Genomic DNA, 22610 nt, shown 5'->3' on the forward strand with positions numbered 1-22610 from the left:
AGAATGCTTTAAACTAATTAGGGAAAAACTCCCTGAAAATAGCCGCTATTTGCTCTAAATGAACGAAATCAGGGAATTCCTCCCTAATAATCAGGAGAATTGCTTTATTCGTTGCCGAATTGGCTGAATTTCAGGGAAGTTTTCCCTAATTATAGGTCCGATGAACAGAAATCTCTGAAGTTTAGGGAGAAATTCCCCAATTGTTCTATAAGTGCTTCACTTATTGCATCATTAGGAGCGTCACTTGATGCGGCACTTGTAATGTTAAGAACAAAAAAGAGGCTGTCCCAAGCAACTATTTCATGGCTTTTGGGACAGCCTCTTTTTTGTGAAAAAATGTCCCTTTTTCTAATGTTGGATTGTTATAGAAGTGTAGTTAAAAACAGGGGTGAAAATACATTTACCTTATTGAAGGAGAGGATGTTAGAAATTGAAGCTCCATTCTGATTTCAAAAAAACAGTTATCGCGTTCTCTGCAGCAATCTTGCTGGGAACAGGAGTGGCCGGGGGTGTGGATGTACCCGGCTTGTCTCTTACAATTGCGGCGGCATCAGGAGCGCAGGTTGCATCACAAACCGATCAGAAGACCCAAAAGGAATTGCAGGCACTCGTAGCTGGAGTGAAGGAAGGTACGCTTTTGGCCTACTACGTACGGGATAAAGTCTACAATCCACAGGATGCGATCAGCTTCTCTGGCAAAGGGTTTGTTTTTAAGGACTATAAATCCTTTGCTGCGAAGTTTAAAGCGCTAAGGGGTCCGTCTATTCCGCAGCCCGGAAATCTTCCTAAAGGCTTCACTCTGGAGAGAGCCATCATCTATCCACCGGCTGTAGCTAATGATTCAGAGCTGTATTTGCAACTAGAGCAGGAATTGAAGGCAGCAGCGGTTGCTGGTAATTCTAATAAACAGTTGTTTAGTAAAATCATCAGCTGGAACCAGACGAATTTGTCTATGCAGCTGTATGCCAAAGGAAAAGCCAATTTTAGCATTGTAACTGGGTCGCCGCCCGCCAAACTTCCGGAAGGAGCGGTACCTTTTGTAAGAGCCTCGGAATCTAAGAAAGAATTAACGGTCAACGGCAGGAAAGTAGTACTTACAACTGATTCCGCTAAAGACGCAAGCTTTAACACAAAGCTAGTATGGCTGGATAACTCAGGCACGATACAATATACCCTTTCAGACAATCGGGCCAGTACGCTGACGACAAATGAAATGCTGGCGGTAGCTAAAACCATGATCAAATAACCAAGGGGTAAAGGAGGATATTATAATGATGATTAAGAAAAGCGCGGCGATTACAGCCATAAGCTTATTAGTATTGATGAGTGCGGTGAGTGGAACAGCAGGCGCAGTGCCTGCGGGGAGTAATAATAAAAGTAAAGCTACCGCACCCGTTGAGCAGAATACGCCCATATCTTCAACGATTGAAGCTTTGATTGCCAAAGAAAATACAGTTCCCTTACAAGCAGGCGAACTTAAGATCCTGTATGTAAATGATAAGAAATCTAATCCACATGAAACCTTGAGTATAAGCTATATGCCATATAGATTCAGTTCTATAAACGAAGCGGCGCAGAAGTTACTTTCATTAAGCGGGAAGTCACTCCTGATACCTACTTCTCTACCAGAGGATTATAAGTTACAGGGTGTCGTTTTAAATCCGGTGATTCCAATGTTTTTTAGCTCAGAGTATAAAACCCTTAGGGATCAGTTAAAAGCTAAAGCCCAAGCTGGTGGTAAAAAGGTGATTTCGCAAAGCTTGAAGTGGAGCAATACAGAAACCTCTATCACCTATCTACGAAATGGAGAGAGGTTGAATTTAAGATCTGCACCTGCATACACGCTACCGGAAGGGGTGACTTTGGCCCAGCTGCCTGGGGATCAGGATGAGAGCTTGACCCTCAACGGGGTTGAGGCGATTTACACAGTTTTTGGGCCTCATCACGGTGATCTTAAAGTCCAGCTGGTATGGTCCAGTGCTGATGGAAGTGTCGATTATACACTTACGAGTACAAAAAATACTGCGCAGACAAAGGCAGAGCTTGAGGCCCTTGTAACAAGTTTTACAGCACAATAAGAAACGTCCTCCCATTTCAGATTGGGAGGACGTTCTTTTATCCTTTTTGCTCCATTGTGCATGCCTCCGGGGGAAGATCCACTTTAGCTTGAGTAACAGGCTGACGCAGAGTGCCCGAGGTGTTCCATTCCAGAAAATGAACTTTGAAGACGAGCTCCGGCTTTATCCAAAAAGCACCCTTGCCTCGTTGTGGAACATCTGCAAAGGGCATCCGATCCAGCTTAAGGCGGTGTGCCTCCGCAGTTAAGTCGCGTTTATCCTGCACAGTCAATTTTCCCGGACCGGCATGTCCGATATAATGCAAATTTCCTTTATCATCATAAAGACCAAGAAGCAGTGCGTTGACGATACCGTCACGGAACGTCACACCCCCGGCTACAGCTGTAATATCAGAACTGATTTTGCGTTTCTGCCAACGTTTATCTTTTCCGCCCGGAGCATAAGTGCTGTTGATGTCCTTGCAGACGATTCCTTCCAAGCCCTGGTTCTGAGTGGCGGCGAACAGTTCTGTAGGATCGGTATAACTTGGCACAGCTTGAACATGGGGATGCGGCAGCAGAATGTCACTTAACAGCTGCTGCCGCAAGAATAATGGTTGATCCATCGTCGATTGGCCATTATAAAACAGAATATCAAATATCATATAAATGACAGGAACCTGATGCCTAACGACGGAAATCGTGGAACCATTTTTCAAACTGTCCCTCCGCATCACCTCATGAAATGAGGGTTTGCCGTCCTTGAGCGCGATAATCTCACCATCAAGAATCACGGAGTCAGCCTTGCAGTAAGCAGATACATCAATAAGTTCTGGATATTGCGTGGTACGGTAATTGCCACGTCTGTTAATAAGCTGAGTAGTGCTTCCATCGTAATAGGACAACATCCGTACGCCGTCCCATTTAATTTGTGCGATCCACTGGTCACCTGCTGGAAGCTGCCCAGCCAGTATAGGTTCAAAAGGAATAATGGGCTGAAGCTTCATCCGCAGAGCCTCCTAAGATACGGTTGTTTTGCTTTTCGTGCTGCGGCGTTTCGGTTTTGGCGTGATGACTGGAGTCGGCCCGGAGACCTCGTTTTGCTGCTCCGCAGGTTCCGCGGCGGTTGTTTTGGTCTTGGCTGTTTTTCTTTTGGCAGCAGGAGCCGCTTTAGTTTTGGTTTTTGTGTTGCCTGTTAATGAAGGACCAGGGTCTGAAGGAATATGCTGCACAGCTTGAATACTAGCCTGCAAGGCAGCCATTAGATCAATCACATTGCTTTCCTGTTTAGCAGGAGCGATATGAAATTCCTCGCCTGCAATTTTATGTGAGATCAGATCAAGCATACGCTGGCGATAATCATCGGTATATTTTGCCGGATCAAAAGGAGTGGATAGCTGTGAGATCAGCAGCTTAGCCATTTCCAGCTCTTTATCGTTCACTGTCCCTGCTTCGGGCAGACCAGGCACTTGCGAGATCGGCCGCACCTCATCGGGATAAAAAATGGTCTCAATCGCAAGGCAATCCTCAAGCACACGGATCGCTGCCAGACTGCTTTTTGAGCGGATTGAAATTTTGGCGATACCAATTTTACCTGTCTGCTTCATGGCCTCCATAAGAAGTCGATAAGCATTTGAGCCTGCCTGATCCGGGGATAAATAATAGGTTTTTTGAAAATAAATCGGATCGATTTCCGTCAGGTCTACAAAGTCGAGAATGGAGATGCTTTTACTGGTCTCATCGGATAGTTGATCCAATTCCTCTTTGTCGAAGAGCACAAACTTCCCTTTTTCATACTCATATCCTTTACCGATCTCTTCCCAAGCTACCTCTTTGTCGCACACCGGGCATTTGCGTACATACGACAGCGGGCTGCCACACTCCTTATGGATATAACGCAGAGAAATGTCCTTGTCTTCCGTAGCGGAGAACATTTTAACCGGAACATGCACAAGCCCGAAGCTGATGGCTCCTTTCCAAACGGTATGCATGAGAAACACCTCCTGATCTAAGTTGATTTGCTTTGGGTTAGTATGAGGCAGGAAAGGCTTTTCTAGCCGGGTGCATTTTTTGAGAAGCTTGGGAAAAAATAAACTCGGACCTGTGAAGTTGAGGAGGAGAATCTAAGGTATGGAACCAAGAGATAACGAATGGAGCGATGCGCTGAGCGAGCAGGATATTCCGGCCACAGTTGTGGATTGGGAGAGCATTATTGCGTCCACGGAGGCCAGTCAGGTTTCCGATTCGGAAAAGCTAGATGCGGAACGAACCCTCGAAGATACGTCACCCTTAGAATCGTAAACTTTAGGAAAGATAAAGGAGGAGAACAGTTGTGGACGTCAAACGGGCACAGGATATTTATGCTTCTAAAGAAACTGTAAGTGTACATTTGGATGGGGAGCCTGTATGGATTGAACATGTGGATGAAGAGAACGGAATGGCTACGGTACAAGTTGGCTCTCGACCAACCAATACGCACACTGTGGGTGTTGAACGACTCGAAGAGCAAGAGCACTAACAAAGGTCTACTTAGAGCGTACGTTAAAGCTGAATTATAGTTTTTAAAAAAAGAGACTTTTTATGCTTAAGTTTGCGTAAAGGTCTCTTTTTGATTTGAAGCATAACTGACATCAAGGTTGACGGTGTAAGATTTAAACCAATATATTGGATCAGGCAGGACAGTCCATTATTGTTGCGCTGTGTTCAGGAGTTATTGCCACAGTATTATTCTTTCAAGCTACAGATATGGTAGGAGCAGCATGAGCGGATTAGCGGCAGTCGAAGCCATCCAATCCCTAGAGGTATTATTCGCATTATTAGGTGAAATGCTGATCCTGTCTTCGCCTTCACCTTCTTTATTGTCATGGGGAGGAATCTTAGTCATTATCCTTGGAATGATTCTACATAGCCTTTTACGCAGCGTTCGGTATCGAAATTCAGCTTAACCACGCAAGTGAAGAAGAGGGCCGTACTTCCTTAGGCTTAAACAATGGGCAGGGACAGTTGTTGCGGTGGATGGACCATACCGATATAATTGAATGTAATGGTTTTCGACAGGTATATTTTAAAAGGTGGTAGTTGTAGTTGGACAAAACAGTCGAAACGGTGTTCACTTACCGTTCTTACAATCTGCAGGATACGGAGCAACTGGCAAGTGCAATAGCTGCTGCTTCAACGGCAGGCATGGTTATCGGTTTGGACGGTGATCTAGGCGCAGGAAAAACGGCCTTCTCGCAAGGTTATGCTCGCCATCTTGGAGTGAAAGGGATCGTAAACAGTCCTACTTTTACTATTATTAAAGAGTACGAAGGTCGTCTGCCGTTATATCACATGGATGTATATCGGATTTCACTTCAGGAAGCAGATGAGCTTGGATTGGATGAGTATTTCTATGGTCAGGGTGTTTGTTTGGTAGAATGGAGCAGTATTATTACGGAGTTAATGCCGCCGCGGCATATGCATATATACATGGAAACAGTTGGACCGGAGGAAAGAATCATTACGGTGACCGCAATCGGGGAGCCTTATGGTGAGCTTTGCCGGGAGCTGATCCAGAAGTGGGGTTAATAAAAATGACGAACGAGAATACAGAGCCGCGCAAGCGGCTTTTAGCGCTGGATACATCAACTGCCGTATTGGGGGTTGCAGTGACCGAGAATGGAGAATTATTGCATGAAATTAATGCTTCCGGTGAACGGAATCATTCGGTGCATTTGCTGCCGATTATAGAGCAGGCGCTGCAAGCTTCGGGAACAACCGTTGCTAATCTGGGCGGGATTGCGGTTGGTGTGGGCCCGGGATCTTATACGGGAACACGGATCGCGGTTACCGCTGCCAAAACACTGGCTTGGGCATGGAATGTCCCGGTAGTTGGTATTTCGAGCCTGCATGCTGTGGCATGGGGTGGGTATGAAACAGCCCTTAAGAATAAGACGACAGCAGAGTCAGGACAAGCCACTGCGAACAGTGGCTACGGTCCAGACTGGATCATTCCACTGATGGATGCGCGTCGGGGACAGGTCTACACAGGATTATTCGCAGCGGATGGGAATAGTTCTCTTAGCCGCCTTGAACCAGATGCCATCCGGTTGATGGCCGACTGGGTGGAGTACTTGGCAGAACGTTTACAACAGGCTTCAGCTGAAGGAACTAAACCAGCTATTCTATGGTTTGTTGGAGAAACCGCTGTACATGGCAGCGAAGAATCACTACATCCGCTGGCGGAACTCGGCACTTCTGTAGCTGTTCCATATGAGCTGGAGGGCCGCTGGACAGGCTTCCTTGGTGAAGCCCGGCTGCAAGTAGAGAATGATGATATTCATAGCTTGATCCCTAACTATACTCAGATTTCGGAAGCGGAGGCCAATCTGCGGTTAAGTAGTAAAGGAGGCTTAAAACGATGACGGAAGTGGAATCATTGAGAGCACAAGAGGCTGACCTTGTTTTTCGTCTGATGAAGCTGGAGGATATTCCGGACATTCTTATTATTGAGCGCGAAGCCTTTACCATGCCGTGGACGGAGGAAGCTTTCCGGAATGAGCTGACGCATAATCATTTTGCTAAATACATGGTCATGGAGCTGGCAGGTCATATAATTGGCTATGCTGGAATGTGGGCTATCGTGGATGAGGCGCATGTGACGAATATTGCCTTACTCGAAGCTTATCGTGGACGTAAATGGGGGGAGCGCCTGTTGGAGGAGTTAATGAATACAGCCTCTTACGTAGGCATGAAATCCATTACGCTTGAGGTGCGGGTATCCAACGAGGTAGCTCAGAATTTATATCGTAAAAAAGGCTTTCGTTCTGCCGGTACGCGCAAAGGATATTATTCCGATAATCGCGAGGATGCACTCATTATGTGGGCGGATCTACCGGAGTATAAGGAGCATGGCTATTTGGAAGGAAGCGTGGACTTGAAATGAAGACAGAAACGGGCGCAGCTCAACCTGTACTAATACTTGCTATAGAGACCAGTTGTGATGAAACCTCGGTGGCCGTGGTCAAAAACGGATCAGAAGTGTTATCCAACATCATCTCGAGTCAAATAGAGACACATCGTGCTTTTGGGGGTGTGGTGCCAGAAGTGGCTTCCCGTAAACATGTGGAGGTAATTACGCTCGTAATCGAGGAAGCGCTCGCCAAGGCAGGCGTTACACCCGAACAATTGACTGCGGTAGCGGTGACTCAAGGCCCGGGTTTGGTGGGAGCTTTACTGGTCGGGGTAGTAGCAGCTAAAAGCCTTGCTCTTGCATGGGGCAAGCCGTTAATTGGCACGCATCATATTGCAGGCCACATCTATGCTAACCGCCTGGTTGCAGAGTTGCAGTATCCATGTATGACACTAGTGGTGTCAGGTGGACATACTGAACTGGTTCATATGGAGCGTGAGGGTGAGTTTCGAATTATCGGCCGCACGCGTGATGATGCTGTAGGTGAAGCATATGATAAAGTGGCTCGGGCGCTAGGGTTCCCTTATCCCGGCGGACCCCATGTAGATCGCCTGGCACGCGAAGCGACGGAAGTTGTTGCATTGCCGCGGGTATGGCTGGAGCCGAACTCTTATGATTTCAGCTTCAGCGGTCTAAAATCGGCGGTGCTGAATGTGGTAAATCAGAGCAAAATGAAAGGTCTTGAACCCAATGTCGCAGGCATCGCCCGGGGGTTCCAAGAATCCGTAGTTGAAGTGCTGGTGGAAAAGGCGGTACGCGCCGTTAAAGCCACTAACTCCAGACAGTTATTGCTCTGTGGGGGGGTCGCTGCTAATGGTGGACTCCGCTCGGCATTAATTTCGCGCTGTGAAACGGAGGGCATTGAACTTATTATTCCTCCACCGGTGTATTGCACGGATAATGCGGCGATGATTGGAGCGGCTGCATACGTGAAGTGGCAGCATGACGGTGGAATACCGCTGGATATGGTAGCTGACCCTGGATTCTCACTGGAACAATGGTCTGTATCTGCCTATTGACATCATTTGGAGCTAACGAGTATAATCAGTTCAATTAAACAAGGCAAACGCGATGAGCGGAAGTAGTAAGGATACTCTGGGATAAGAGAACTGCGGGTGGGTGCAACGCAGTCGAAGGAGTCCTGAACTCGTCTGGGAGCGGAGCGGTGGAAGCATTACTGGCAATTGTCGCCGGAACGTTTGTACACCGTTTACGGGTAACCTCCGTGATAGGGTGGTCTAGTACCTAACATACTGGACCGTAGAGTGGATGTTCAATTGGAATCGGCAGGAACTTAGCCGATACAGAGCATCAACAAGAGTGGTACCGCGAAGGTTAACAGCCTGTCGTCTCTTGAATGAGATGGCAGGCTTTTTTGTATGGATTTAGAGTGGTGAGTAATTTATATAATACACGCTAAGAACGGGAGTAGTAGAGTTTGACGGTGAACAGAGAGCTGCGGGTTGGTGCGACGCAGTCACCGGATTTCTTGAAGCTCGCCCGGGAGCGGAGCGGCGGAACAAGAGTACGCTGCCTACGGCTGTCCTCGTTATCGGACCTTTCCGGATTTAAGCTGGCATGCCAGCTTGAACCGGGAAGAAGAGCTGGACGCAGCTTTGAGGCTTGTTATTAGTGACAGCTGATGCGTCAAAAAGAGTGGTACCGCGGAGGGGTAACCCGCCGTCTCTTTATTAGAGACGGCGGGTTTTTGCGTTCTTGTAGAAGAAGTCCGGGGAATGGACTCAACGCTACATAAGACGCCAAAAGTGAACACTCTGCACATTGTGCAGAGATTCATTTGTTTCAGCTGCCGGCAGCAGTGGGTGGGAAATGAGCAGAACCGCAAGTCGACGTGTGGTTCTGCGCTGAAGCATAGGATAGAGATAAGGCATCCAATTACATGAAAACAAAACTAGGAGGAATTCAGATGATTATTCCAGTTAAGAAACGTATTCAAATTTTCGATACGACCCTGCGTGACGGTGAGCAGGCCCCTGGGGCTAGTCTGACTCCTGAGCAAAAAATATTGCTGGCTTATAAGCTAGCTGATCTGGGTGTTGATGTAATGGAGCCGGGGTTCCCGGTATCGAGTCCTGGAGATTTTGCAGCGGTGCAGACGATTTCGCGCAAGGTGCGCAACGTGGAGATTTGTGGTTTCGCGCGGGCCGTAAAAGGGGACATCGATGCTGCAGTCCGGGCCACTCAAGATGCTGAACGTCGGCGGATTCACTTGTTTATCTCCTCTTCTGATATTCATTTGCAGCATCAACTGCGTATGAGCAGAGCTGAAGTCGTAGCTAAAGCGCGTGAGATGACGGCTTATGCGCGACAATTCTGTGATGTAGTTGAATTCACGGCCATGGACGCTGCGCGGACAGGGATTGATGATCTGATTGAAATGGTTGAGGCAGTTATAGAGGAAGGGGCCTCCATTATTAACCTGCCGGATACAGTAGGATACGCATTGCCACATGAATATGGCGAGATGTTCCGGAGAGTGCGGCAGGGAGCAAGAGGTGGTGGCAAGGTCAGCTATAGTGCCCACTGTCATAATGACTTGGGGCTGGCTGTAGCTAACAGTCTGGCAGCGATTGATGGAGGGGCGACTCAGATAGAAGTCACCGTGAACGGTGTAGGCGAGCGCACAGGGAACTGCGCACTGGAAGAGCTTGTTATGGCGCTTGAAACCCGCGGCGATGCAATCGGTGCAGAAACAGGTATCGTGCTGGATAAACTGTATGATACTTCCCGGCTGATTAGTGGCGCGATGCATTTCCCAATCGCCTATAACAAGCCGGTCGTCGGAAGAAATGCCTTCCAGCATGAGTCCGGGATTCATCAGGATGGCCTGCTCAAGGATCGTAGTACCTATGAGATTATGGATCCCGAACGGCTGGGCATCCCCCGCAGTATGATCATTCTGGGCAAACATTCTGGCAGACATGCGCTGAAGGATCGGGCTGCGAAGTATGGAATAACGCTGGAGCCTGCGGAGCTGGATGCACTTTATGAGTCCTTTAAAGAGACCGCTGACCGTCAAAAGGTCGTCAGTGATGACCAGCTGCTGCAAATGGTAAGCAGTACAACTGGACAACAAGCTCAGGTCTATGAGCTGGGTGAGGTTCAGGTATTGGCGGGCAGTGCCCAGCGCCGTGTAGCTGCAGTTACGGTACGCCATCTGCAGACTGGCCGGGAAACGTCACATACCAGCACTGGCGAAGGCCCGCTTGAAGCGATTATCGCCGCTATTGGGCAAGGGATCGCTGAGGAGATAGACTTTGCAGGACTCGAGCTTCATTCGCTTGGAAGCGGAGAGAATGCGCAAGCAGAAGCAGCGGTGATGGTGGAGTGGGAGGGCCTTAAATTCAGAGGCACGGCCACTCACCAAGATATAATTATGGCGGCAGGCATCGCTTATATCGCAGCCTGTAATGCCGCCCTGCTCTCTACACAGATTGTCTAAAATACGACGTGCCCGCTGTCAGTTTAGGAGATAGCGGGTTCTTTTTTAGCATAAAATCAGTCTTGTAAAATGGGGTTACGTCTTTTGTCAAGTTGTGGACAACGTTATCCACATATTCTGCCTGAGTTGTGTAAAAAGTGCGTAAAATCAGCAATAACGGCTTTTTTCAAAATGCTCTAATAAACAATTTTGTTGGCAATGAAACACTGTGAGAATTGTGGATAATGTGGATAGATCCGTGGATAATAATTCCTTTTCCTTGAAAATACCGATTTAACGCATAAAAAAGACCCCGAAGGGTCTTTTGAAGTAGGGAGTTATACACGAAACCTGTGTATAGAGCTGTGGATAACTATTTATGAACAAATCTAGAACGATGAAAAAATATTTATAAGGAGGGTTTACATTATTCGTCAGCAAGGATTTCCCATTCGCTAAAGAAATCTGTCAGCTGAGATTTTTTGTTCTTCAGGTCCTCTTCATAACCTTGAAGTGCTAAATAATCCTGATAAACTTCAGGTTTAGTCATTTCATGCTCTATAAATACGATTGATTCTTCAAGTGAGGCGATGTTCTCCTCAAGCTCTGCGATACGCCGTTTGCGGTTACGCTCTTCACGCTTAGCCTGCTTGTCTGCTTCAAAAGAGGTTACAGCGCTTTTTTCAGGTACAGCAGCGTCCTTATTGACGTTTTTAGTAGCTAGTTCAGCGGCATCTTTTGCAATCTCTTCTAATTCTCGTTTCTTCTCGACATAGTCATCGTAGTTGCCGAGGTATTGGTCGATCCCTTCGGGATGCAGCTCCAGTACCCTTTCCGCCATTTTGTTCAAAAAATAACGGTCATGGGAGATGAACAGCAGGGTGCCTTCGAAATCAATTAAAGCAGATTCCAGAACCTCACGGCTGACCAGATCCAAATGGTTGGTAGGTTCATCGAGAATTAGCATATTTGCACCGCGGAGCATTAGTTTAGATAAGGAAACCCGAGCTTTTTCGCCGCCGCTGAGTGCGGAAATCTTCTTAAGAACATCCTCTCCGCTAAAAAGGAAATTACCAAGGATCGTACGAATTCTGGCTTCCTCGATCATTGGATATTCACTCCACAGTTCTTCCATAACCGTATTTTGTGGATTAAGGCGGGTCTGTTCCTGATCATAATAAGCAATTTTTACTTTAGTGCCCCAATTCACCGTTCCGGCAGAAGGCTCACGGGTTCCGGTCATACACTGCAGCAGTGTGGATTTACCGATACCATTGGGACCGATCAGGGCAGCAGTCTCCCCGCGACGAAGCTCAAAAGAAGCGTCCTTGAATAAAGGTGAACCTTCATTAAAGGCAACCGCAACATTGCGCACTTGAAGCACCTCTTTTCCAGACATAAAGTCTGGCTCAAAGGAGAAGCTAGCCTTCTTCAGATCACCCATTGGACGATCTAGACGATCCATCTTCTCAAGCGCTTTGCGTCTGCTCTGCGCACGTTTTGTGGTGGAAGCCCGGACAATATTTTTCTGAACGAAATCCTCCATTCGAGAAATTTCATCCTGTTGCTTCTCATATTGCTTCATCCGTGCTTCATATTCGGCAGCCTTCAAATCTACATAACGACTGTAGTTACCCGTATAACGCCGGGACTGGTGCCGCTCGATCTCTACAATAGTGGTCACGAGACGGTCTAGGAAATAACGGTCATGGGATACAACCAGAATCCCGCCAGCATAGCTGCGGAGGTAATCCTCCAGCCACGTTAACGTTTCGATATCCAGATGGTTAGTAGGCTCATCCAGCATCAGAAGATCTGGAGCCTGAAGCAAAATACGGGCCAGCGCGAGCCGGGTTTTTTGGCCTCCACTAAGGGTAGAAATGGGTGTATCTGGTGGGAAATCACTGAAGCCCATGCCGTGTAGGACACTGCGAATCCGTGTATTCATTTCATAGCCGCCGTGGTCCTTGAACCAATCCGAGCGCCGCGCATATCGTTCAAGCAGTTCTTCGTACCGCTTGGGGTCTTCCGCGAGCTTAGGATCAGCAATACTTACTTCTAACTCTCTCAGCTCAGTTTCGGCTTCGATCAGCGGAGCGAAGACCGCCATCATTTCTTCATGAATGGTTTTGTCAGATTGCAGTCCGCTATTCTGAGCTAAATATCCGATTGTTGTTTCTTTTGATTTATGAATTTGACCGCTGTCATAAGACATCTCACCGGCCAGAATTTGTAGAAAAGTTGATTTGCCGGCACCATTCACACCCACTAGCCCGACACGTTCCTTTTCATTTACCTGTAGGCTTATGCCATCCAGTACGTTCTGTATACCATATGATTTAGTAATTCCTGTCGCTTGAAGAAGCATAACGATGAAACCTCCACCCTTGCATATTTCGCCTTGGTATTTATCCCTCAGCCGTAAGAACAACTTATTCTATAGTTTACATGAAAAGCGTTTCCCAAGCGAGGGTTCGATCTAATGTAAGGAGGGAATAACGACCTAGTCCGATAACACAGTTCTATCCACCTTGGCGAACCGGGGAGAAGAGTGGTAAACTGGATTTACAAACAAGGATAAGCTAGGGATGAATAAGAGGGGGAGGCCGACAATGTCCAGCAAGGAGTCGGAGATCTCCAAAGTAAAGCAACAATTACGAACGGAGAAGACCATCGCCCGAAACGAGCTGTCTTCGGACCAGAGAAGTAAACTATCATCTGAAGTCTGCCACTATGCATTGGAGTGGCTGGAGACGAAGGGTATAACTTCACTAATGGCCTATGTGTCTTTTCGTTCAGAGCTTGATACCCGCCCACTTATCACACAGGCGTGGAAAGATCAGCGTAAGGTGCTGTTGCCGCGTGTAATTCCAGCAAGTGGTGAAATGAGTGTCCACGCGGTGAATGCATGGAGCGATTTAGAGCCGGGGGCTTATGGAATCCATGAACCTATTGTCTCCAGCAGAGATTTATTAGAGATTGAAGAGATTAAGCTACCTGCTGTTGTGTTCGTACCAGGGCTAGCATTTGATCTTCAAGGCGGCAGGCTTGGCTACGGTCGAGGATACTATGACCGGCTACGTGCGTCTTGGGAGAAAGCCGGGTACGTTAGCGCACAGCCCCCGATATGGATCGGGTTAGCTTACGGCATGCAGTTGGTTCCAAGGGTGCCGATGGATGAGCATGATGCTTTACTGGACATGCTGATTACTGAAAATGGTATAGTGCACTGCCGAAAAGGAGAGTGAGCCATGGAATTGACCCATTTCAACGAGCAGGGAAGAGCTCGTATGGTGGATGTGAGTGAGAAGGAGATTACGAAGCGGACAGCTGTCGCGCGGAGTATGATCAAGATGGCTGCTGAAACGCTGAGCGCCATTAAGAGTGGCAAGATCAGCAAAGGTGATGTCCTTGCTGTTGCACAGATCGCCGGGATTATGGCGGCTAAGAAGACGTCAGACTGGATTCCGATGTGCCACCCGCTGCCACTTACCGGTATTGATATCAGCTTCTCCGATAACAGCGAAGATGAACTTTATATAGAAGCAACAGTCCGTACTACAGGAAAAACCGGAGTAGAGATGGAAGCCTTAACCGCTGTTTCTGCCTCAGCACTAACGGTGTACGACATGTGTAAGGCTATTCAGAAGGATATGATTATCGGACCGACGCTTCTGGTATCTAAGAGCGGGGGCAAGAACGGAGATTATGCGCTCGAATAAGTATCAGCTGCTTTTGTTCGAAGCGCTGAGGCGAGCAGGCTGAACTGTACAGCCAACTATACATATAGAGAGGAAGGACAAACCTATGGCGTGGAAGACAGCAATCCTAACGGCCAGTGATAAAGGGGCCAGGGGCGAACGGGAAGACACGAGCGCCCAGGTTATTCGGGAGCTGGTGGAAGAGGAACTAGGTGGCGAGATCATTGAATATCGAATCGTTCCCGATGAACAAGATGAGATTATCGCAGCCTTGATTGAACTGACAGACTATTTTCAGGCAGATTTGGTACTGACCACCGGAGGCACAGATCTGGCAATTCGTGATGTAACCCCGGACGCTACTCGACGAGTGGTAGAACGGGAAGTGCCTGGGCTCTCAGAAGCTATGCGAAGCACAGTGATGCAAAAAAACCGTGCAGCTATGCTTTTTCGTGGGATATGCGGCATTCGCGGTCGCACGTTGATTGTCAATTTACCTGGAACGCCGAAGGGTGTTCATGAGAATCTGGCAGCTATTATGGATCAATTACCGGAAGCACTGCTCATGGTAACTGGCCAATACCGCCAATAACCCTTTGTCATCTTCTTGTCACGTCACAATGATAATCTATTTATAGAAGAAAGTGGATGTAACTGTGACATAAGTTATGGTATTATTAAATTAAAGTAAACGATACCATGAACGGACAGGTGGACAAGGAGGAATAATAATGTTTAGTGGAATTGGTACTCCTGGTATTATTTTGTTGGTCATACTGGCACTTCTGCTCTTTGGCCCAAATAAACTGCCAGAGCTAGGCCGTGCAGTTGGACGAACCTTCCGTGAATTTAAGGAAGGCGCGCGTGAAATCATCGGGGATAATGAACCGGTGAAGAAGAGCGAAGCTCCTGTGCCGACGGCCCCGCAAACGGTCGCTGCAGATATTCCTCAGGACAAACGCCTGCCGGAATAATAGAAGATCTTTCAATGGGGCAATCTCAGGAGTCTACTAGACTTGAGGAGACGCCCCTTTTTCTTTGCTTTCCGCAGCAACGGACACTGCTTTGAAGAAAGTTAGTGTTATCTTTTTTACTCTTGTCATGGGATGGTGTCTGGATGTCTCTGAAATCGGAAGAAATGTCGGTGGTGGATCATCTCACCGAGCTGCGCAAACGGATTATCTATGTGTTAATTGTATTTGTCCTTGGATTAATAGGCGGTTTATTTTGTGCAAAGCCTATTTACGATTATTTGATTAGCACGGACCTGGCGCAAGGTTTTGTTCTGCATGCATTCTCATTCTGGGATGGCATTGGGATGTACATGAAGATCGCGATGGCCGTTTCGCTAGTGATTTCTGTCCCGTTTATTGCCTACCAGCTGTGGGCATTTATCAGTCCGGGCCTGCGGCCGGAGGAGCGAAGTGCGACACTTCGTTATGTTCCCTATGTGTTTGTTCTTTTCCTTATCGGTCTTTCTTTTGCTTATTATATTGTTTTTCCAATGGCACTTTCGTTCACGATCTCAATTACCAGAAGCATGGGACTGGAAGAGACCTACGGGATTGCACAGTATTTTAACTTCATGTTCAGCCTGGTATTGCCGCTGGCATTGCTGTTTGAACTTCCATTGCTGGTGATGTTTCTGACCAAACTAAGAGTACTCAACCCGCTACGCTTGCGTAAAATGCGTCGGTACGCCTATTTCACGCTTGTTTTTATTGCTGTAGTTATCACGCCCCCGGATTTTATCTCAGACTTTCTGGTGACGATTCCACTGCTCATTTTGTATGAGTTCAGTGTATTTTTATCTGCATTTGTCTATCGCAAGCAACTTGCTGCGGACGCGGCACGGGATGAACGGTATGTTCAGAAGCAAGAGTGAGGAGAGAGGCTGCCGCTAAGTAGATTTTCTACGAATGTGGCAGCTTTTTTGCTATAAGTTGATTTCATTAGTTGGATTGAATACACTTAGTAAGTAATTGTTATCGATCGATCAGGATCATTAGATGCAAAGGTCTAACCATTCTAGCAACGTTCATATCTATAAGGGGTGAGAGGAAAGCGCTGGAATCCTACGCATATTTTCAAAACCCGTGGATACAATGTAATAGAGTGTGTGCTTGGACAAGCATTGAAACGTATTTTTTTGCGAAAACTAATACGAATTTGTGTAAAAAGACTTGAAATCCGGGCTCAAGTTGAGTATCATAAAAATTGTTGTTAGCACTGCACGCTGTTGAGTGCTAACGCTCTTGAAAAATAGGAGATGGGCTGGAGATTAGCAGGGTTCCATTGATATTTTTCAAGAACATCACAGCATTCTAAGCTTGACCGGTAAGTTCTAAACTATGTTTTGAAGCAAAATAACATAATTTTAAAGGAGGCTATTTTTTCATGATCAAACCATTAGGTGAACGCGTATTGGTGCTACCGAGCGAGCAGGAGGAAACAACTTCATTCGGGATTGTGCTTCCGGACTCCTCGAAAGAAAAGCCACAAGAAGGAACTATTATTGCAGTAGGCAGCGGAGCTTTGAAAGATGGAGTACGTGTAGCGCTTGAAGTTAAAGAAGGCGACCGTGTTCTTTTCTCAAAATATGCAGGAACAGAAATCAAATATGAAGGTAAAGAATATTTGATTATGAAAGAAAGCGACATTCACGCGATTCTTGACTAAGCAAGAGTCGATCATAAGCTAAATCTAAACTACTTAAAGTAATATGATATACAAAAAATTCTAGGAGGTAATTACACAATGGCTAAAGAAATTAAATTCAGTGAAGAAGCTCGCCGTTCTATGCTTCGTGGTGTAGATGCTCTGGCAAACGCGGTAAAAGTTACACTTGGACCAAAAGGCCGCAACGTGGTGCTTGAGAAGAAATTTGGTAGCCCACTCATCACTAACGATGGTGTAACGATCGCTAAAGAAATCGAACTTGAAGATGCATTCGAGAACATGGGTGCTCAACTGGTTAAAGAAGTTGCTACTAAGACTAATGATGTAGCCGGTGACGGTACTACAACTGCAACGGTTCTGGCTCAAGCTATGATCCGCGAAGGTCTGAAGAACGTAACTGCTGGTGCTAACCCAATGGTTATCCGTAAAGGTATCGACAAAGCGGTTCGTGCAGCTGTTGAAGAATTGCAAAAAATCGCTAAGCCTATCGAAGATTCCCAAGCTATCGCTCAAGTAGCTGCTATCTCTGCTGCTGACGATGAAGTAGGTCAATTGATCGCTGAAGCTATGGAAAAAGTAGGTAAAGACGGTGTTATCACTGTTGAAGAATCCCGTGGATTCGCTACTGAGCTTGAAGTAGTAGAAGGTATGCAATTCGACCGTGGTTACATTTCCCCATACATGATTACTGATACAGATAAAATGGAAGCTGTTTTGGAGAATCCATACATCTTGATCACTGATAAAAAAATCAGCAGCACTCAAGAAATTCTTCCATTGCTTGAAAAAATCGTTCAACAAGCTAGACCGCTTGTTATTATCGCTGAAGATATCGAAGGCGAAGCACAAGCTATGCTGATCGTGAACAAACTGCGTGGAACATTCAACGCTGTTGCTGTTAAAGCTCCTGGCTTTGGCGACCGTCGTGAAGCTATGCTGCAAGATATCGCTGCCCTGACTGGTGGCCAAGTGATCACTGAGAAGCTCGGTCTTGATCTGAAGAGCACTTCCATTGAACAACTGGGTAACGCACGTCAAGTACGCGTAACTAAAGAAAACACAACAATCGTAGACGGAAGCGGCGACAAAGCGGACATCAATGCACGCGTAAGCCAAATCCGTGCTCAACTGGAAGAAACAACTTCCGAGTTCGACAAAGAGAAATTGCAAGAGCGTCTGGCTAAATTGGCTGGCGGCGTAGCCGTTGTCAAAGTTGGCGCTGCAACTGAAACTGAACTTAAAGAGCGCAAACTTCGCATCGAAGATGCCCTGAACGCAACTCGCGCAGCGGTTGAAGAAGGTATCGTATCCGGTGGGGGTACAGCTCTTGTGAACGTATATAACGCTGTTGCTGCTGTAGACGTAACTGGCGACGAGAAAACAGGCGTTAACATCGTGCTTCGCGCGTTGGAAGAGCCAATTCGCACCATCGCAGCTAACGCTGGTCAAGAAGGTTCCGTAATCGTGGACCGCTTGAAAAAAGAAGCAGTAGGTATCGGCTACAACGCTGCTACTGGTGAATGGGTGAACATGTTCGAAGCGGGTATCGTTGACCCTGCTAAAGTAACTCGTTCCGCGCTTCAAAATGCTGCATCCGTAGCGGCTATGTTCTTGACTACTGAAGCAGTTATCGCTGACAAGCCTGAGCCTGAAAAAGGCGGCGGCATGCCAGATATGGGCGGCATGGGTGGAATGGGCGGCATGATGTAAGGAAATCATTATCGAAGCAATTCGATGATGAGTTTCCTTGAGAGGAAACACCATTTGACCACATAGTACAAAAATGAGAGACCTTTCATAAGTTCATTGAACTTTTGAGAGGTCTCTCATTTTTTTTGTGGGTATAATTTAATCTAATTCTTGCTCTAAAACAGTTTTTACTAAACGACGTACTTCATCAGTTGATCTTGTATCCATTAATTGATTTCTTAGTTCGCCTGCGCCTCTAAATCCACGAACATAGATTTTGAAAAAGCGAAGAAGTGGTTTAAATAAACGTGGCTCGAGTTCATTTGAATATTTATCGTGAAGATCCAGCTGTAAAAGAAGTAAATTGAGAAAATCCTTCGCGCTGTGTTCTTTAGGTTCTTTTTCAAAGGCAAATGGATTGGTGAAAATGCCGCGGCCAATCATGACTCCATCAACGCCGTATTGTTCTACTAATTTTAATCCTGTTGCGCGGTCAGGAATATCTCCATTAATAGTTAACAACGTATTTGGAGCAATTTCATCGCGTAATTTTTTTATTTCAGGGATTAGTTCCCAGTGTGCCTCTACTTTACTCATCTCTTTTTTTGTACGAAGGTGAATGGAAAGGTTCGCAATATCTTGTTTCAATATATGTCCTAGCCAGTCGCGCCACTCGTCAATATCAGAGTATCCTAATCTTGTTTTAACACTAACCGGCAATCCACCTGCTTTTGCTGCTTGAATAATTTCTGCTGCAACTTCAGGATGTTTTATTAATCCAGCACCTTTTCCATTCGATGCGACGTTTTGTGCTGGGCACCCCATGTTTAAATCGATACCACGAAAACCAAGTTTTTTCATATCAATGCTCATCTGTTCAAAAAATACGGGTTTATCACCCCAAATATGAGCGACAATCGGTTGCTCATCTTCTGTGAACGTTAATCGACCACGTACACTGTCTTTTCCTACAGGGTGACAATAGCTTTCTGTATTTGTGAATTCTGTGAAAAATACGTCGGGTTTTGCAGCTTCACTAACGACGTGCCGAAATACAACATCTGTGACATCTTCCATGGGCGCTAATATAAAAAACGGCTTCGGTAAATCAAGCCAAAAGTTTTGTTCGTTACTCATATTATCTCCTCTTGTTGTAATATATAAAAACGATATAAGGATAGCAAAGTCCTATACCCATCATACATAGTATCATTTTTTTTCGTTTGATGCACAGAATCAATGATATGAGAATGTTCATCCACGGCTATTTGTTTATAATCTGTTTATTGATACTTGTTATAATCCTGTAGATGAAAAGTTTGTAATATAAAGTCGAATCGTGTTAACGAATCGATTATAGACAAACGACATAACGCATCCAAAGAACAGGGGGATAAGCAAGTGAACAAAAAGCAATGGATAAGCTCTATATTGGCTGCTGCTGTATTATCAAGCCCTATCATTATGCCGACCAAAGGATCGGCAGCGGCTTCCTTTATTGATATTGATGGCTCATATGCAAAGAAAGCGATTGTTGAGCTATTCGATCAGGGGATAGTGACCGGTGTCGGAGAGAGTAAGTTCTATCCTACGTCGAATATTACAAGGCAGGATTTTGCAATTATTTTAGCAAAGACATTAAAGCTGGATGTTTCAAACCCTCCTGCACTGCCAACCTTTCTGGACGTTCCCACAAGCAACTATGCATACAGCTATGTAGAGGCAGCTGTCAAAGCCGGATTGATTAAGGGTACAGGCAGTAATCTTTTCGGTACGGGGCAAAATTTATCACGTCAGGATATGGTCGTCATGTTCGTGAGAGCATTGGGGGTCAATCCTACGGGTAAAGCTGGAACTTTGCAATTTGCTGATAGTAGCCAAATTGCTGATTATTCTAGGGATTTTATAGCTGCCGCTGTGGAATATGGATTGATTACCGGATATAATAATTTTTTTAATCCTGATGCCAAAGTAGATCGTCAGGCCGTAGCTCTAGTAGCTTCTAAGTTTCTGAAGTTTAAGGAGAACGGAAACACTGAGCAGCCCGCCTCCACCCCAACTGCTCAACCGAGTAAAGAGCCGGTAACAGTGCCTACTCCTGTTGTTGGAGGATCTTCCTCTTCGCAAAGTGAGCATAGCAGCAATTCAGATACAAATGCACCTATGGTTGAAAGTACCAAGTTCGAGGCGGTCGACAACTACAACGGGACACAAGATCAGCTTCGCGGGTTAGCGGGAGCCATCGGGGAGCAAGGAGCAGCGGTACAAGCCTACCTGTGGACGGATGCGAATGAGAACGGTGAAGTAGATGCCGACGAATTAGGAACAGCCATCGCTTTAGGCACTAGCGAAGCAGACGGATCTGTGAATGCGGCCAATATTGGGGATCTGAACGCAGGAACGTATCGTTTCGTGATTACCGCTAAGGATTCATCCAATAATGAATCAGCGAAGAACGCTGCCCATGCGGTTACGGTGACCTTAAGCAAGAACGAAGTTCCGGATACGAGTGCACCAGTAGTGGACGCAACTAAGTTCGAAGCGATCGACAACTACAACGGGACACAAGATCAGCTTGGCGGGTTAGCGGGAGCCATCGGCGAGCAAGGAGCAGCAGTACAAGCCTACCTGTGGACGGATGCGAATGAGAACGGTGAAGTAGATGCCGATGAGTTAGGAACAGCCATCGCATTAGGCACCAGCGAAGCAGACGGAGCTGTGAGTGCAGCCAATATTGGGGATCTGAACGCAGGAATGTATCGTTTCGTGATTACCGCTAAGGATTCATCCAATAATGAATCAGCGAAGAACGCTGCCCATGCGGTTACGGTGACCTTAAGCAAAAACGAAGTTCCGGATACGAGTGCACCGGTAGTGGACGCAACTAAGTTCGAAGCGATCGACAACTACAACGGGACACAAGATCAGCTTCGCGGGTTAGCGGGAGCCATCGGCGAGCAAGGAGCAGCGGTACAAGCCTACCTGTGGACGGATGCGAATGAGAACGGTGAAGTAGATGCCGACGAATTAGGAACAGCCCTCGCATTAGGCACTAGTGCAGCAGATGGATCTGTGAGTGCGGCCAATATTGGGGATCTGAACGCAGGAACGTATCGTTTCGTGATTACCGCTAAGGATTCATCCAATAATGAATCAGCGAAGAACGCTGCCCATGCGGTTACGGTGACCTTAAGCAAAAACGAAGTTCCGGATACGAGTGCACCAGTAGTGGACGCAACTAAGTTCGAAGCGATCGACAACTACAACGGGACACAAGATCAGCTTCGCGGGTTAGCGGGAGCCATCGGCGAGCAAGGAGCAGCGGTACAAGCCTACCTGTGGACGGATGCGAATGAGAACGGTGAAGTAGATGCCGACGAATTAGGAACAGCCCTCGCATTAGGCACTAGTGCAGCAGATGGATCTGTGAGTGCGGCCAATATTGGGGATCTGAACGCAGGAACGTATCGTTTCGTGATTACCGCTAAGGATTCATCCAATAATGAATCAGCGAAGAATGCTGTACATGCGGTTACGATTGAGCTTGTTAATGGTATTCTGACCACACCTACGGTTACTAGCTCTATATATGGCTTTGACGGAGGTGGCGGTTCAAAAACAAAACAACTGATAACGGGTTCTACACAATCGCGCATTCGCTTCGACTTTTTCTCCGGAGAAAGCTTTACGAATGCTGAAATTCAGGTAACGCTGGAAGGCATTACCTTTACCACAAACGACTATTATACCATTAGTGGATGGACACATCCGACGAGTGATCAAATTAGCAATAATGGGCATACGTTAACTTTCACAGGAAGTAACATAGGTGTTTCGGATATCGCTTTTGAACTTCATAATAAAGTGATGCCGGCACCCGGGACCTATCTCATTAAGTTCAAAGCAGATGCGGATGGACCTGGAACAGCCAGATCTTATTCCGAGGAACAAGTCATTACCTTAATTATTTTGCCACCGGCTTAAACTAGAAGCTTCTCATGAGTTCTTTGAACTTGTGGGAAGCTTCTTTTTTATGAAAAATAGGATTGCTCAATATAGTCTAAATGAGTATTATGAGTAAGGTATGTTCAT

The 22610-nt window shown here is 46.5% G+C and carries 22 protein-coding genes, 1 pseudogene and 2 other annotated features; of the genes and pseudogenes, 19 read left to right on the forward strand and 4 right to left on the reverse strand.

The annotated features are described in order from the left end of the window. Positions 1-111 precede the first annotated feature (111 nt). The 3 genes from MHB37_RS04975 to MHB37_RS04985 are packed head-to-tail and all read left to right on the forward strand — an operon-like array spanning position 112 to position 2078. Complete coding sequence (locus MHB37_RS04975; RefSeq protein ID WP_405169005.1) at positions 112-447, forward strand: hypothetical protein; 336 nt, start codon at positions 112-114, stop codon at positions 445-447. Next, a complete protein-coding gene (locus tag MHB37_RS04980) occupies positions 431-1246 on the forward strand; it encodes a hypothetical protein (protein WP_076305004.1) in 816 nt (271 codons plus the stop codon). Before MHB37_RS04975 ends, MHB37_RS04980 begins: the two co-directional genes overlap by 17 nt. A gap of 25 nt (positions 1247-1271) precedes the next feature. Further along, positions 1272-2078: a hypothetical protein gene (locus MHB37_RS04985; RefSeq protein WP_076305005.1), complete on the forward strand. Its 807-nt coding sequence runs from the start codon at positions 1272-1274 to the stop codon at positions 2076-2078. Between the two features lie 37 nt (positions 2079-2115). Here the strand turns inward: MHB37_RS04985 and MHB37_RS04990 are convergent, their stop codons facing one another. Both MHB37_RS04990 and MHB37_RS04995 read right to left on the reverse strand, forming a co-directional pair. After that, the gene (locus MHB37_RS04990) at positions 2116-3063 is read right to left on the reverse strand and encodes an RNA ligase family protein (protein WP_076305006.1); all 948 of its coding nucleotides are present in this window, start codon (positions 3061-3063) and stop codon (positions 2116-2118) included. Between the two features lie 12 nt (positions 3064-3075). Then, positions 3076-4047 carry a Ku protein gene (locus MHB37_RS04995; protein ID WP_076185058.1) on the reverse strand — a complete coding sequence of 324 codons (972 nt, stop codon included), beginning with the start codon at positions 4045-4047 and terminating at the stop codon, positions 3076-3078. 139 nt (positions 4048-4186) lie between these two features. On the opposite strand from MHB37_RS04995, the gene MHB37_RS05000 reads away from it, so the two are divergent. The 8 genes and pseudogenes from MHB37_RS05000 (at position 4187) to MHB37_RS05035 (ending at position 10470) form a co-directional block, all read left to right on the forward strand. Then, the gene (locus MHB37_RS05000; RefSeq protein WP_175617343.1) at positions 4187-4357 is read left to right on the forward strand and encodes a hypothetical protein; all 171 of its coding nucleotides are present in this window, start codon (positions 4187-4189) and stop codon (positions 4355-4357) included. 31 nt (positions 4358-4388) lie between these two features. Then, positions 4389-4574, forward strand: a complete 186-nt coding sequence (locus MHB37_RS05005; protein WP_036676525.1) for an H-type small acid-soluble spore protein — start codon at positions 4389-4391, stop codon at positions 4572-4574. 146 nt (positions 4575-4720) lie between these two features. After that, positions 4721-5001, forward strand: a pseudogene (locus MHB37_RS05010) (multidrug resistance efflux transporter family protein). A gap of 139 nt (positions 5002-5140) precedes the next feature. Next, positions 5141-5623: a tRNA (adenosine(37)-N6)-threonylcarbamoyltransferase complex ATPase subunit type 1 TsaE gene (gene tsaE / locus MHB37_RS05015; protein ID WP_076274402.1), complete on the forward strand. Its 483-nt coding sequence runs from the start codon at positions 5141-5143 to the stop codon at positions 5621-5623. A gap of 5 nt (positions 5624-5628) precedes the next feature. Beyond that, complete coding sequence (tsaB, locus tag MHB37_RS05020; protein WP_076276850.1) at positions 5629-6459, forward strand: tRNA (adenosine(37)-N6)-threonylcarbamoyltransferase complex dimerization subunit type 1 TsaB; 831 nt, start codon at positions 5629-5631, stop codon at positions 6457-6459. Beyond that, complete coding sequence (gene rimI / locus MHB37_RS05025; RefSeq protein WP_036676521.1) at positions 6456-6980, forward strand: ribosomal protein S18-alanine N-acetyltransferase; 525 nt, start codon at positions 6456-6458, stop codon at positions 6978-6980. The genes tsaB and rimI overlap by 4 nt, the downstream gene beginning before the upstream one ends. Then, positions 6977-8026 (forward strand): tRNA (adenosine(37)-N6)-threonylcarbamoyltransferase complex transferase subunit TsaD, encoded by a 1050-nt coding sequence (tsaD, locus tag MHB37_RS05030; protein WP_076099403.1) that lies wholly within the window; start codon positions 6977-6979, stop codon positions 8024-8026. Before rimI ends, tsaD begins: the two co-directional genes overlap by 4 nt. A gap of 43 nt (positions 8027-8069) precedes the next feature. Further along, positions 8070-8364: a binding site (T-box leader), on the forward strand. 52 nt (positions 8365-8416) lie between these two features. After that, positions 8417-8698, forward strand: a binding site (T-box leader). Between the two features lie 236 nt (positions 8699-8934). Next, complete coding sequence (locus MHB37_RS05035; RefSeq protein ID WP_036676518.1) at positions 8935-10470, forward strand: 2-isopropylmalate synthase; 1536 nt, start codon at positions 8935-8937, stop codon at positions 10468-10470. Between the two features lie 406 nt (positions 10471-10876). Here MHB37_RS05035 and MHB37_RS05040 read toward each other — a convergent pair whose 3' ends face one another. Beyond that, the gene (locus MHB37_RS05040) at positions 10877-12817 is read right to left on the reverse strand and encodes an ABC-F family ATP-binding cassette domain-containing protein (RefSeq protein WP_076129226.1); all 1941 of its coding nucleotides are present in this window, start codon (positions 12815-12817) and stop codon (positions 10877-10879) included. A 244-nt stretch (positions 12818-13061) separates the two neighbouring features. Between MHB37_RS05040 and MHB37_RS05045 the strand changes: the two genes are divergently transcribed. The 7 genes from MHB37_RS05045 (at position 13062) to groL (ending at position 18539) form a co-directional block, all read left to right on the forward strand. Further along, positions 13062-13697, forward strand: a complete 636-nt coding sequence (locus tag MHB37_RS05045; RefSeq protein ID WP_405169006.1) for a 5-formyltetrahydrofolate cyclo-ligase — start codon at positions 13062-13064, stop codon at positions 13695-13697. A gap of 3 nt (positions 13698-13700) precedes the next feature. Beyond that, positions 13701-14171 (forward strand): cyclic pyranopterin monophosphate synthase MoaC, encoded by a 471-nt coding sequence (moaC, locus tag MHB37_RS05050; protein ID WP_405169007.1) that lies wholly within the window; start codon positions 13701-13703, stop codon positions 14169-14171. An 85-nt stretch (positions 14172-14256) separates the two neighbouring features. Continuing rightward, the gene (locus MHB37_RS05055) at positions 14257-14742 is read left to right on the forward strand and encodes a molybdenum cofactor biosynthesis protein B (RefSeq protein ID WP_036676512.1); all 486 of its coding nucleotides are present in this window, start codon (positions 14257-14259) and stop codon (positions 14740-14742) included. Positions 14743-14881: 139 nt separating this feature from the next. After that, positions 14882-15124: a twin-arginine translocase TatA/TatE family subunit gene (locus MHB37_RS05060; RefSeq protein ID WP_036676510.1), complete on the forward strand. Its 243-nt coding sequence runs from the start codon at positions 14882-14884 to the stop codon at positions 15122-15124. 143 nt (positions 15125-15267) lie between these two features. Then, positions 15268-16035 carry a twin-arginine translocase subunit TatC gene (tatC, locus tag MHB37_RS05065; protein WP_038568942.1) on the forward strand — a complete coding sequence of 256 codons (768 nt, stop codon included), beginning with the start codon at positions 15268-15270 and terminating at the stop codon, positions 16033-16035. A 512-nt stretch (positions 16036-16547) separates the two neighbouring features. Beyond that, positions 16548-16829, forward strand: a complete 282-nt coding sequence (gene groES, locus MHB37_RS05070; RefSeq protein WP_036676506.1) for a co-chaperone GroES — start codon at positions 16548-16550, stop codon at positions 16827-16829. Positions 16830-16907: 78 nt separating this feature from the next. After that, entirely contained in the window at positions 16908-18539 is a 1632-nt protein-coding gene (gene groL, locus MHB37_RS05075) for a chaperonin GroEL (protein ID WP_036676504.1), read from the forward strand. A 138-nt stretch (positions 18540-18677) separates the two neighbouring features. Here the strand turns inward: groL and MHB37_RS05080 are convergent, their stop codons facing one another. Then, positions 18678-19655, reverse strand: coding sequence for a tRNA-dihydrouridine synthase (locus tag MHB37_RS05080; RefSeq protein WP_076129221.1), 978 nt, complete (start codon positions 19653-19655; stop codon positions 18678-18680). A gap of 264 nt (positions 19656-19919) precedes the next feature. On the opposite strand from MHB37_RS05080, the gene MHB37_RS05085 reads away from it, so the two are divergent. Further along, positions 19920-22502, forward strand: a complete 2583-nt coding sequence (locus tag MHB37_RS05085) for an S-layer homology domain-containing protein (RefSeq protein ID WP_405169008.1) — start codon at positions 19920-19922, stop codon at positions 22500-22502. Positions 22503-22610: the final 108 nt, after the last annotated feature.

Source organism: Paenibacillus sp. FSL H3-0286 (genome assembly GCF_045040705.1).
In the GTDB taxonomy this organism is placed as follows: Bacteria; Bacillota; Bacilli; order Paenibacillales; family Paenibacillaceae; genus Paenibacillus_AQ; species Paenibacillus_AQ odorifer.

What these genes read in the sequence shown, in the direction of transcription:
- tsaB (WP_076276850.1), top strand. Translation starts at nt 5,629, where the DNA reads ATGACGAACGAGAATACAGAGCCGCGCAAGCGGCTTTTAGCGCTGGAT.
- groES (WP_036676506.1), top strand. Translation starts at nt 16,548, where the DNA reads ATGATCAAACCATTAGGTGAACGCGTATTGGTGCTACCGAGCGAGCAG.
- MHB37_RS05040 (WP_076129226.1), bottom strand. Translation starts at nt 12,817, where the DNA reads ATGCTTCTTCAAGCGACAGGAATTACTAAATCATATGGTATACAGAAC.
- moaC (WP_405169007.1), top strand. Translation starts at nt 13,701, where the DNA reads ATGGAATTGACCCATTTCAACGAGCAGGGAAGAGCTCGTATGGTGGAT.
- MHB37_RS04995 (WP_076185058.1), bottom strand. Translation starts at nt 4,047, where the DNA reads ATGCATACCGTTTGGAAAGGAGCCATCAGCTTCGGGCTTGTGCATGTT.
- MHB37_RS04985 (WP_076305005.1), top strand. Translation starts at nt 1,272, where the DNA reads ATGATGATTAAGAAAAGCGCGGCGATTACAGCCATAAGCTTATTAGTA.
- MHB37_RS05080 (WP_076129221.1), bottom strand. Translation starts at nt 19,655, where the DNA reads ATGAGTAACGAACAAAACTTTTGGCTTGATTTACCGAAGCCGTTTTTT.
- MHB37_RS05045 (WP_405169006.1), top strand. Translation starts at nt 13,062, where the DNA reads ATGTCCAGCAAGGAGTCGGAGATCTCCAAAGTAAAGCAACAATTACGA.
- groL (WP_036676504.1), top strand. Translation starts at nt 16,908, where the DNA reads ATGGCTAAAGAAATTAAATTCAGTGAAGAAGCTCGCCGTTCTATGCTT.
- rimI (WP_036676521.1), top strand. Translation starts at nt 6,456, where the DNA reads ATGACGGAAGTGGAATCATTGAGAGCACAAGAGGCTGACCTTGTTTTT.
- tsaD (WP_076099403.1), top strand. Translation starts at nt 6,977, where the DNA reads ATGAAGACAGAAACGGGCGCAGCTCAACCTGTACTAATACTTGCTATA.
- MHB37_RS05035 (WP_036676518.1), top strand. Translation starts at nt 8,935, where the DNA reads ATGATTATTCCAGTTAAGAAACGTATTCAAATTTTCGATACGACCCTG.
- MHB37_RS05000 (WP_175617343.1), top strand. Translation starts at nt 4,187, where the DNA reads ATGGAACCAAGAGATAACGAATGGAGCGATGCGCTGAGCGAGCAGGAT.
- MHB37_RS05055 (WP_036676512.1), top strand. Translation starts at nt 14,257, where the DNA reads ATGGCGTGGAAGACAGCAATCCTAACGGCCAGTGATAAAGGGGCCAGG.
- MHB37_RS04990 (WP_076305006.1), bottom strand. Translation starts at nt 3,063, where the DNA reads ATGAAGCTTCAGCCCATTATTCCTTTTGAACCTATACTGGCTGGGCAG.
- tatC (WP_038568942.1), top strand. Translation starts at nt 15,268, where the DNA reads ATGTCTCTGAAATCGGAAGAAATGTCGGTGGTGGATCATCTCACCGAG.
- MHB37_RS05060 (WP_036676510.1), top strand. Translation starts at nt 14,882, where the DNA reads ATGTTTAGTGGAATTGGTACTCCTGGTATTATTTTGTTGGTCATACTG.